Annotated in this window: 10 protein-coding genes and 1 tRNA gene; 5 read left to right on the forward strand and 6 right to left on the reverse strand. The window is 37.8% G+C overall.

Annotation, left to right across the window (positions count from 1 at the left end):
- Positions 1–179: 179 nt before the first annotated feature.
- Positions 180–252 (reverse strand) — tRNA-Gln (locus tag SJY23_RS03110).
- Between the two features lie 250 nt (positions 253–502).
- Between SJY23_RS03110 and SJY23_RS03115 the strand changes: the two genes are divergently transcribed.
- The 3 genes from SJY23_RS03115 to SJY23_RS03125 are packed head-to-tail and all read left to right on the forward strand — an operon-like array spanning position 503 to position 5,445.
- The gene (locus tag SJY23_RS03115; protein ID WP_396597406.1) at positions 503–3,826 is read left to right on the forward strand and encodes a DUF2723 domain-containing protein; all 3,324 of its coding nucleotides are present in this window, start codon (positions 503–505) and stop codon (positions 3,824–3,826) included.
- 8 nt (positions 3,827–3,834) lie between these two features.
- Complete coding sequence (locus tag SJY23_RS03120; RefSeq protein WP_339846809.1) at positions 3,835–4,779, forward strand: TerC/Alx family metal homeostasis membrane protein; 945 nt, start codon at positions 3,835–3,837, stop codon at positions 4,777–4,779.
- Positions 4,780–5,445, forward strand: a complete 666-nt coding sequence (locus tag SJY23_RS03125; RefSeq protein WP_396597407.1) for a polysaccharide deacetylase family protein — start codon at positions 4,780–4,782, stop codon at positions 5,443–5,445.
- 5 nt (positions 5,446–5,450) lie between these two features.
- On the opposite strand, the gene SJY23_RS03130 is transcribed toward SJY23_RS03125, so the two are convergent.
- From SJY23_RS03130 to SJY23_RS03140, 3 genes are all read right to left on the reverse strand, one after another.
- Positions 5,451–5,750, reverse strand: a complete 300-nt coding sequence (locus SJY23_RS03130; protein ID WP_035335604.1) for a co-chaperone YbbN — start codon at positions 5,748–5,750, stop codon at positions 5,451–5,453.
- A 63-nt stretch (positions 5,751–5,813) separates the two neighbouring features.
- Complete coding sequence (locus SJY23_RS03135; RefSeq protein ID WP_396597408.1) at positions 5,814–7,040, reverse strand: metallophosphoesterase; 1,227 nt, start codon at positions 7,038–7,040, stop codon at positions 5,814–5,816.
- A gap of 111 nt (positions 7,041–7,151) precedes the next feature.
- The gene (locus tag SJY23_RS03140) at positions 7,152–8,123 is read right to left on the reverse strand and encodes a type I phosphomannose isomerase catalytic subunit (RefSeq protein WP_396597409.1); all 972 of its coding nucleotides are present in this window, start codon (positions 8,121–8,123) and stop codon (positions 7,152–7,154) included.
- A gap of 89 nt (positions 8,124–8,212) precedes the next feature.
- Between SJY23_RS03140 and SJY23_RS03145 the strand changes: the two genes are divergently transcribed.
- Complete coding sequence (locus tag SJY23_RS03145) at positions 8,213–9,169, forward strand: ABC transporter ATP-binding protein (protein WP_396597410.1); 957 nt, start codon at positions 8,213–8,215, stop codon at positions 9,167–9,169.
- Here the strand turns inward: SJY23_RS03145 and SJY23_RS03150 are convergent.
- Positions 9,153–9,611, reverse strand: a complete 459-nt coding sequence (locus SJY23_RS03150) for a 3-oxoacyl-ACP synthase (protein ID WP_396597411.1) — start codon at positions 9,609–9,611, stop codon at positions 9,153–9,155. The two genes, SJY23_RS03145 and SJY23_RS03150, sit on opposite strands and share 17 nt — an antisense overlap.
- Positions 9,612–9,694: 83 nt before the next feature.
- A complete protein-coding gene (locus SJY23_RS03155; RefSeq protein WP_396597412.1) occupies positions 9,695–10,807 on the reverse strand; it encodes an NAD(P)/FAD-dependent oxidoreductase in 1,113 nt (370 codons plus the stop codon).
- A gap of 67 nt (positions 10,808–10,874) precedes the next feature.
- Between SJY23_RS03155 and SJY23_RS03160 the strand changes: the two genes are divergently transcribed.
- A complete protein-coding gene (locus tag SJY23_RS03160; protein WP_396597413.1) occupies positions 10,875–11,357 on the forward strand; it encodes a toxin-antitoxin system YwqK family antitoxin in 483 nt (160 codons plus the stop codon).
- Positions 11,358–11,359 lie beyond the last annotated feature (2 nt).

The raw sequence follows: 11,359 nt of genomic DNA on the forward strand, positions 1-11,359 counted from the left end.
ATAGTATAACTTTTTTAAGAGACTTTATGAGTCAAAAGATGAAATAGATTAATTAGGACACGCAATAGCGTAAAATAGTAATACGCAGATAGCATTGAGCCCGTATAATTAGATGGAAGAATATTATCAAAACTTGAGCGCATAAAAAAACCCGACCTAATAAAAGGTCGGGTTTCTTGTTGGCCCACTAGGTTTCGAACCTAGACTCTTCTGCACCAAAAACAGACGTGTTGCCAGTTACACCATAGGCCACTATTTTGTGATAGCGAGTGCAAATTTAAACCAAAGTTTTAATAATCCAAACATTATTTTAAAAAAATCTCATTTTTTTAAAATAAAAATTACCCCAAAATCACATGAGCACACACAAGCATTTGAATTTGAATTAAATATGGCATTCTAGGTTAAAAAAACTTTTTTCAAACTCAATAATTAATGATTCTATGACGTTACCACAAATCACACGTATTGCTTAACTTCGTCCTTTTACAAAACATACAATATGACCGACTTCAATTTTGCGAAGTATAATAAGATATTAGGCTGGACAGTATTTGCCATTGCCCTTATTGTTTACTCTCTTACCGTAGAGCCCACAGCGAGTTTCTGGGATGCCGGAGAGTACATCTCTACCTCCTCAAAACTTGAAATAGGCCACCCACCTGGAGCACCACTTTACCAAATACTAGGAGCCTTTGTTTCTATTTTTGCACCAGATGCTACCTACATAGCACTTGCAGTAAATTATCTATCGTGTCTTACAAGTGCATTTACTATACTTTTTATGTTTTGGTCGCTCACCTTATTAATTACGAGAGCGCTTACCATCAATAAGGAACTCATTACAAAAACAAAGCAACAGGCAATACTTGCTAGTGCTGCTATAGGTGCGCTTGCATTTGCGTTTACAGATAGTTTTTGGTTTAACGCCGTAGAGGCAGAGGTATATGCTCCAGCAGCTGTGGTACTCTCTCTTTTATTTTACTTAGGGTTGTTGTGGGAGCGTGATATGCACGAACCTAGAGGTAATCGCTGGCTTATATTGATATCCTTTATTGTAGGACTTTCATTTGGTATTCACTTCATGGGACTACTTACCATCCCAGCAATTGGCTTACTCTATTTCTTCAAGAATACAGAAAAAGTAACTCCTAAAAATCTTATCATAGCACTGGTTATTGTGGTTGCCATCTTGATGTTCATTTTCAAATTACTATTACCATATACGTTATCATTGTTTGGTTACCTAGAAGTTTTTTTTGTAAACTCTATGGGACTACCTTTTAACAGCGGTACCATTATAGCAGGTTTACTTCTTGTAGGGTTATTTGTGTATGGGTTTAAGCTTTCGCGAAAACTTAACAAACCACTCCTTAACACCATGCTACTTTGCATGCTTTACATCTTTATAGGGTTTTCTAGTTGGATGATGCTTCCTATACGTGCAAATGCAGGTACTACCATTAATGAGAACAACCCGTCAAATGCTCGATCATTACTTGCATATTATAACCGTGAGCAATATGCCGAAACAAAACTCTTTTATGGACCACAATTTACCTCAGATTATTCTGGGCTAGATCCAGACACGCCATACCTTGACAAACCAAAGTTGTACGAGAAAGACGAAGCTCTTGGAAAATATGTAGTGGTAAATGAATGGCGTAATGCAAAGCAAAATCTTGATGATGCCCATAATGCCATCTTACCAAGAATGTGGAGTCCGGAAAACAATGCAAATTACATGCAGTATACGGGTCCTTTAAAGTTTAGTATCAAGTATGATCCTGAGATGCCAGAGGAAGACCGCCAGTATCTTCAAGATGTTGTAACGCAATTTAAGATAGACTATAGAGAAGGAAAAGTAAATTATGAAGGTTATGATGCCTTTTTAAAAAGCCAGATAGGTCAATATCTCGATGTTGAAAAACCATCTTTTGCAGCAAACATGAATTATATGTTTAGTTTCCAGTTTGGGTATATGTACTGGCGATACTTCATGTGGAACTTTGTAGGAAGACAGAATGATATACAAGGTAAGGGCGATGACTTCAACGGAAACTGGATTTCTGGAATAGACTTTATAGACAGTATGTTCCTAGGGCCACAAGACAACCTACCGTCTGACGTTGCCGATAATAAAGCCCGTAACACCTATTACTTCCTACCATTATTACTTGGATTATTAGGCCTACTCTTTCACGCAAGTAAAGACTGGAAACGCTTTGCAGTATTACTAGTCTTCTTCTTATTCACAGGTCTTGCATTAAAAGTGTACTTAAATGAACGTGCCTTTGAACCCCGTGAGCGTGATTATGCTCTAGTGGGATCCTTTTACGTCTTTGCGATGTGGATAGGCTTTGGGGTGTATGCGCTATTTGACATTGTAAAAGATTTTATAAAACCTAAAATAGCAATGCCTATCGTGGCTACCATATGTTTGCTTGCTGCTCCTGTATTGCTAGCCTCTCAAAACTGGGACGACCATGATCGCTCAGGAAGGAAAACGGCACTAGCCATGGCAAAGAAATATCTAGATTCTGTAGATGAGAATGCCATAATATTTACGATAGGTGATAATGATACATTTGCACTCTGGTATGCTCAAGAAATTGAAGGATATCGTACCGACGTACGTATTGTGAATACAAGTTTGATTAATACAGACTGGTACTACGACCAGATGAAGAGAGCGGCATATAAAAGTCCGCCGGTGCCTAGTTCGCTTACACATGACAAGTATGCGGCAGACAATAGAGAAGCCCTGTTTTATCAAGAAACCAAGGACTCTATTATTCCTATCTCGCAATGGATGGGTTTTGTTGCTAGTGATGATCCTAGAACAAAGGTAGAGTACGCAAAAGGCCAGTTTTTTAACACCTTCCCTAGTAAAAAGATACGTATTCCTGTAAATAAAGAAACTGTACTCAAGAACAAGATTGTACCTATGGATGATGCAGATCAAATTGTACCATACATAGACATTGAACTTAAAGGAAATGTTCTTTACAAGAATAGACTACTTATGCTAGACATCATTGCTAGCAACAACTGGGAGCGACCTATTTATTTTACTGGAGGAAGCTTTGGTGATGATGACTACTTATGGATGAAGGACTATCTACAATTGGATGGTGTAGCTTATAAACTCATTCCTATAAGGACTCCTATCGATCCTCGTAATCCTTATGATATGGGACGCGTAGATGCAGATAAGATGTATGACATTGTAAAGAAATGGTACTGGGGTAACAGCGGAAGCCCAGACATCTATCACGATCGTGAGACGCGCACTAATGCTATAACCTATAGAGGGAACATGGCACGTCTAGTAGAGCAACTTCTCGCAGAAAACAAGCCAGAAAAAGCAAAGGAAATCATGGACCTCGCGATGGAAAAAATGCCGGTGGATATCTTTGAGTTTTACACCCTTGTAGAACCATATATCACTGGATATTATGAAATAGGAGAAACACAACGCGCTAGAGACATATGGAAAGAAGTTGCTGCTAAGTATCAAGAGCAACTCACCTACTTTAGCAATGTAGATGAAGAGCTTCAATACAAATATTATGAAGAGATCTTGACTAATATTGAAAAGTACAGAAGTCTTGTAGACCTTCTTATTATAAATGATGATAGAGAACTGTTTGAAAAAGAAGCAAAAGTCTTTGATAACTACATGCGCACGTTCCCATATTTAATGGGCGATGATGATGAAGGAGAAGAAGTTCCTCAAGAATTACTTGAAACACTACCTGAACCGTCCATTGAGATCCCAGCGCAAGACAGTGTAAAAGATGAAGTACTAACAGACTTAAACTAACCTCAACGATGCAGGAGCGTATTTTACCATGGGCTTTATTAATAGGCTATATAATTATCCTACTGCTTATAGACTTTTTTGTACTTCATAAAAAAGGGACAACCATAAGCGTTAAAAAAGCATCGTACGAGACTATCTTTTTTATCACCAATGCCCTTCTCTTTGGAGGGCTTATTTATTGGTTTTATAGCTCAGGACTAGTAGCAAATCCTTATGATTATTCTGGCACAAAAGCAGTAGTCACCTACTTAACAGGCTATCTTGTTGAGCTATCGCTTAGCGTAGATAATCTATTTGTGATTGCAGTAATCTTCACCTCTTTTAAGATTCCAAGCCAGTTCCAACATAGGCTATTGTTTTTAGGGATTTTAGGTGCCATCATATTTAGAGCACTACTTATAGGGGTAGGCATTACGCTTATTAATAAAATACCTGGAATGCACTTCATTTTTGGAGGCATCCTACTCTTTACAGCGTTTAAGATGCTCAAAGATGACCAAGAGCCTGTAGAGAATGAGGAGCCAAAAGGGCTTGCAAAATGGTTTAAATTTTCAAAAATAATAGACGGAGATAATTGGGTCACTACAGTAGATGGAAAGCGCGTTTTTACAGCCTTATTTGGCGCACTGGTTACTATAGAACTCACAGACTTATTATTTGCCTTAGACAGCATACCAGCGATACTAGCTATCACAAAAGACCCATTTATAGTATACAGTTCAAATATATTTGCCATTATGGGCTTAAGATCACTCTATTTCTTCCTAGCTAATATGCTAGAGCGATTTAAGTATCTTAAGTATAGTGTTTTTGTAATACTGCTATTTGTCGCTGCAAAACTTATTGTAGGTCATTACTATCCCTTCCCAGAATGGTTATCACTCGTTGTCATTTTTGTATGTCTAGGTGCAGGAGTTATGTACTCTCTTAGCAAAGATCAGACACGACTATAGATGAGCTTTTTAAAACCTTCGCGAGTACCTTCCATATTTACCTGGTTGTATCCAAGTTGGTATTTATGGAGCAGACCAAAAGGCAAGAAAACCATCTACCTCACCTTTGATGACGGACCTATTCCTGAGGTAACCGATTTTGTTTTAGATACGCTTTCGCGAAAGCGTGACAACCCCATTCCTGCTACTTTTTTTTGCATAGGTGATAATGTGCGCAAGCATCCAGAGGTGTTTAAAAGAATCCTTGCTGAAGGTCACGCCATAGGAAATCACACCTACAATCACTTACAGGGATGGAAAACGGATAACGATACGTATTTAAAAAACACACATCTCGCCGAACTTGAGATGAGTAAGCATATAGAACGTAATCCTGATACATTATCAAGTACGCTATTTAGACCACCATATGGAAAAATAAAGCGCACTCAAGCATCTGCATTGCGCAAGATGGGATATAAAATCGTAATGTATCGCGTAGTTGCTTATGACTGGGAATCAAGCCTTACTCCAGAAGCATGTTTACATAATGTAATTGATACTGCAAAGGATGGAGATATTATCGTTTTTCACGACAGTGTAAAAGCATATAAGAACTTGCAGTATGCACTTCCTAAGGCTATTGAGTATTTTGAAAATGCTGGTTTTGGCTTTGGAAAATTATGATGATGTTAGTAAGAATACTCTTCCATAATACCAATAATGGTATTTGCATCTAGCTCCCCGCTTTGACGCCATATCATCTCCCCGTTTTTATAAATAATAAGTGTAGGTAAAGCTTTAATGCGCAGTGCCTCTGCTAGCTTGTTATTTTTATCTACATCTATCTTAATTACCTTACCCTTATCTCCTATAGCAGCTGCTACTTCTCTAAGTACTGGGTGCATTGCCATTGAGTTTTCGTTCCAGTCTGTATAAAAGTCTAGCAGTACCGGAATATTTAAGTCTATAAGTTCTCCAAATTTTGACATACCTATGGATTTTATTAATCAATTAGGGATTGCGTGCTTAGTAAAGATAGCACTTTCTTGGTATTATGCGTTTGCACTCCCTTTTTTCAGCTCTATAACAGTTATCTCAGGCCATATTCCTACCCTTCCTGGAAAAGCAAGATACCCAAAACCGCGGTTTACATTTATATACTGCTTTGCATCTTCATAGATACCTGCCCAGTATTTATAACGCCACTTTACAGGGCTCCATTTAAACCAACCTGGTATCTCAATACCAAATTGCATGCCATGGGTGTGACCACTAAGCGTTAAGTGAAAATGGTCTGGATGATCTTTTACCTCAAACTCCCAGTGTGAGGGGTCATGACTCATTAATATCTTGAAGTCTTTTTTATCTAACCCGCTTATTGCTTTATTGAGATCTCCTGCTTTTTTGAATCCGCCTTCACCCCAGTTTTCTACCCCTACAATTGCAAGGCGCTCTCCATCTCTTTTAATAAAGTGATGTTCATTAAGTAATAGCTTAAAATCCATTTCTTTTTGGATCTCCTTGAGTCTATTGAGGTTATCGATCTTTGCTTGAGGCGTAGGCCACTGCACATAATCACCATAATCATGATTACCTAATACAGAGAATTTACCATCCTTTGCTTGTAAACGTGCAAAAGAGTCTTGCCATTGATCCATTTCACTTGCCTCATTATTCACCATATCACCAGTAAATAAGATAGCATCACTAGCCTGCTCATTGATAAGATCTATAGCATAATTCACCTTCTCCTTGTTATCAAAGCTGCCGCTATGTATGTCACTTATCTGAGTAATCTTATACCCATCAAAAGCAGCTGGAAGATCATCAAAGGTGAGCGTATACTTGAGGACTTTAAAATTATAACGCCCTTTTATAACGCCGTATAAAATAGAAGCAAATGGTATTGCTGCTAGTCCTAGTGCAATCTGGCTTACAAATTTACGGCGTGAAGGTATTGCTTTACCTTCTGAGCTTGAGGAGATTTTATGTACTCCCCCTCTTATAAGTCTAAAGATATCTTCACCAAACATGGTTGCAATAATTACTAACTTACAAACCATTAAAATGATAAATGAAACCACAAAGAATTGTGTTAACATACTCATATTACGGCGCCCTCCAGTAGAGAATTGATAAATCATCCCTCCTATTACAAAAACGGTAATCAAGAAATATAAAATGGTTCCCCAGCGGCCTTTTACGAGAAATCTAAATGCTTGATAAGCATATATATCTAAGGCAATCACAAAAAGGATAATAAAAATAAATCTGAGCACAGTATAATGAATTTAAACAAAAATAGAGGGTGTACTATAAGTTGCGTTCCGTTTCACGTTTCTTTAACTATATAGACACTATTTACCTACGCTTTCGCGAAAGCGAACTTATTAAACAGTAACTTCTAGAATTTTTGCATGACTACTAGTAAATGAAAGTTTATTTACTACCGCAGGTAATACAACAGTCTGCCCCTTTTGTAAAGCATACTCCTTATCATCACATGAGAATGTTGTGTTACCATCTACACAAATAAGAATTGTAAAAGAATCTTTGTCACTATAATCCCTGTCTGTTTCACCTTCTACCGCTAATAATGTTGTTTGAAAATACGGTGTATCCATAATAGGCACCGCATTGTTAATTTGGGTTTTGTAAGGAGTATTATAAGTGTCATATCCCTTTAAATCTACCACATCTATAGCCTCTTCACTATGCAAATCTCGTAAAGCACCGGTTTTTGCATCTATTCTATTATAATCATAAATGCGATAAGTAACATCTGAGGTTTGCTGTATCTCAGCCAGTAAAACTCCTGCACCTATAGCATGTACTCTACCTGTGGGTATGTGGAAGATATCACCCTCTTTTATATATTCTGTATGCAATAGGTTGACTATATCTCCGCTTTTTACAGCCTCTTCATATTGTTCTTTTGAGGTGTCCTCTTCAAAACCAACAATAATACTAGCATCATGATCTGCTTGCATGATGTACCACATCTCGTTTTTACCTAATGAATTATGGCGCTCCTTTGCTACTTTATCATCAGGGTAAACTTGTACAGAAAGCGGGGTTTTTGCATCTAGAAACTTAATAAGCAAAGGAAAATTTGTACCAAATCTCTCAAGTACCGATGCTCCTAAAAATTGCTCTCCAAAGCTGGTAATAAGCTCATGCAAGGTACTACCTGCAAGAGGTCCATTAAAAACTTGGGTCTCGCTTCCTTCTACATCAGAAACCTCCCAAGATTCACCTATCTGATCCCCATCAAATTCTTTATTGAGCTCTGTGCGCAATTTATCACCACCCCAAAGGCGGTATTTAAAGTGTGGAGTAAAAAAAAGGGGATATAATTTCATAGTCTAAGTAGGTCGCAAATATACAGCTTACCTTAATTTTTTCTATCACTTCTATTTCTTGATTCGCTATCTGTATTTTTGTAATTGCTATGCTTAAATTAACAGATGTACTATTTCATATTTCTAACCGCTTTACAATAGGGGCTATCAACCTGTCTATCAATCAGGGTGAGCATATCGCACTCATAGGAGAAAGTGGTTGTGGCAAGACCACTTTACTCAAAATGGTTTACGGGCTTTATGACCTAGATGAAGGGTCTATCACATGGAATGAAGAAAAAATCACCGGTCCAGAAGATCATCTGATACCAGGAATGCCCTTTATAAAATATCTTTCTCAAGATTTTGACCTCATGCCGTTCACCTCGGTAGCAGAAAATATTAATAAATATTTAAGCCGACTAGAGCCAGAAGCGAGTAAAGCACGCACAGATGAGCTCATGGAAGTGGTAGAAATGACGGCGTATGCAAATGCACACGTAAAAACACTCTCTGGCGGACAAAAGCAACGAGTTGCACTTGCACAAACCCTAGCAAAGGAACCAGAATTACTCCTCCTAGACGAGCCATTCTCACATATAGACAACTTTAGAAAAAATAAATTACGCCGTAGGTTATTTAGCTACCTAAAAAAACAACAAATCACCTGCCTTGTTGCCACTCATGATAGTACAGATGTGCTAGCATTTATGGATAAAACGGTAGTGATGAAAGGTGGCAAAGTAATCGCCCATGAGGAAACATTAAAACTATATAAAAACCCGCCCAACTATTATGTGGGTTCGCTTTTCGGAGATATTAATGAACTGCCTAAAACTTGGTTTTTTAAAAATTACAAAGGTGATAACACTTTATTATTACATCCTCATGAGATTACTACAGTACCAGATGGAAAAATAGCAATCGTTACAGATTGCTATTTCATGGGTTCGGACTATTTGGTAACCGCTCTAGTAGGAGACACAACAGTTCTTTTTAACGCATCAGACCCGTATGCTAAGTATACTAATGTCGCACTAGGCTTGAAAATTAGTACACCGAAGTAATGGTAATATCGCTTTCGCGAAAGCGTACTACATCACCTTTTTTCTTACTTAATAATAACTGGCCCATAGGTGACGCTAGGGCTATCGCATAATAAGGCCTTCCTTCTATCTTAATTTCTCCTGCAGAAACAGAGATAAAGAAACGATTTGTAGAGGTATGCACTACACTACCTAAACGCACGTATTGACTCTTTATCTTTAAATCAATTTTAGATAAGGCATCTTCTATCTTTCCTATTTCTTTCAATTGCTCACCAGCTTGCTCACGATCTATCTGCAGCATTGCTCTCCCAGTCTCATGCTTATCTCCCGCCGAGCTCTTAGTCTCGTCTTCTAGAGATTCCATAATATCTGCAATCACAGTTTCTACCTTATTGCGACGGTTTGCAATCCACTGCTTGCAGTTTGTAAAGAGTTCTAATTTTATTTCTTGATGATTCATAAATTACTTCCCAATGATAATGTGACAATAAACATATTATACGTGTAAACACATAAAAGGTTACAATTGCTAGCTATAAAATTCTAAATTAAATCTGCGAGATTCTTACCTATAGTACTTCCTATGGCAACTCCCATTCCTCCTAGTCGTACTCCGCAATAAGTATGCTTAGATATTTTCTTAACAATGGGCTTTTTTTGAATACCCACACCCATGATACCACTCCATCTATGATCAATAGTATAAGGCGTATGAGGTAGAATCACCTCAGCAAGCAGTCGTTCTAACTCATTTTGAATAAGTGCTGTTTGAGACATCACCATCGTTTCCTCTCCTTGTATATCCAGATTTCTCCCTCCACCTAGAAGAATTCTGTTATTTATATTTCTAAAATAATAGTACCCTTTATCGAGATGAAAAGTGCCTTTCACTTTGAGTTCTGGAATAGGATGTGTGATTAACACCTGTGCTCTCGCTGGTTTCACTTCGCTAAGGCCTAGCGTGCTTGCAAAACCATTTGTAGCAATGAAAAGCTTTTTTGTAAAGAATGTATTCTGCGCTGTTACAACTGCGACACCTTCGGCTCCTTCTTTATAAGAGTTTACGGTCATACCATTTAGTATGAATATTCCTTTAGACTGTGCAAGTTTGAGAAGTGCACTCATCATCCTTCCAGTATCAATCTGACCTTCTCCATTATTGAAAATCACCTTTTCTTCTACACCATGAAAACCAAATGCATTATCCTCGAGCGTGTACAAATCCTTATTAAAGATGGAAAATAGCAACTTGTTTATACGAGTTAGATTATTCACACATTCCTCATACAGCACGTTATCATTTGAGGTAAATAGCTCATAGCCTCCATGTTCTTGGTAGTCTATTTTCTCATCTCCCAACATACTTCTCAAAAGCTGTAAACCTTCCACACGTTGCTTTACTAGCGACACGACCTCTTCTTCTGTGTGTGTTTTGAGATCTTCTAATAATTCTGAAATACTCCCAAAGCATCCAAAACCAGCATTTTTTGTACTTGCCCCATTAGGAAGTAATCCTTTTTCTAAGACCACTATTTTTGAGTTGGCATCTTTTTCGCGCAAGCGTATTGCACACATTAAACCCACAATACCGCTGCCTACAATGGTGTAATCAACATTATTAAACCACGATTCTCGCTCCCAGAAACTTAAATTCATTAGATATTTTTTATTAAAAATACGTGTTCTGTGTTAGTGCCTCAAATTTCTCTCGTCTAACACTCGTATGACAGCGCAGGCAATTACTACGATCTTACTAGCTTTTATAGCATTTTCACTCCCAGAGCCGAGAATGTATAGCAAGCAATATCATGATGATGGCACCATTAAAGCAGAAGGATGGATAATGGGAAAGCAAAAGGTAGAATACTGGAAATTTTATCACGAGAATGGCACCATTGCCGCCGAGGGACATTATCAAACTAATAAGAAATCAAAATACTGGCATTATTATAATAATCAAGGAAAACTAACCAAAGAAGGGCATTATGAAGACGGAATTGCCCAAAATTGGTGGATTTTTTACGACCTTGCGCGCCAAGAAACAAGAAAAAGCCAGTACGTTGACAATCATTTACATGGTTTCTGTCTCGTATATAAAAACAAAAAACTTTTTAAGGTAGAAAAATACGAGAAGAATCAATTAAAAGGCGCGTGGACAAGCATACGTGATTTCCGCCGCGATAATCCTGATGTATCACTCTACTAGCG

Source organism: Dokdonia sp. R86516 (assembly GCF_044596715.1).
In the GTDB taxonomy this organism is placed as follows: Bacteria; Bacteroidota; Bacteroidia; order Flavobacteriales; family Flavobacteriaceae; genus Dokdonia.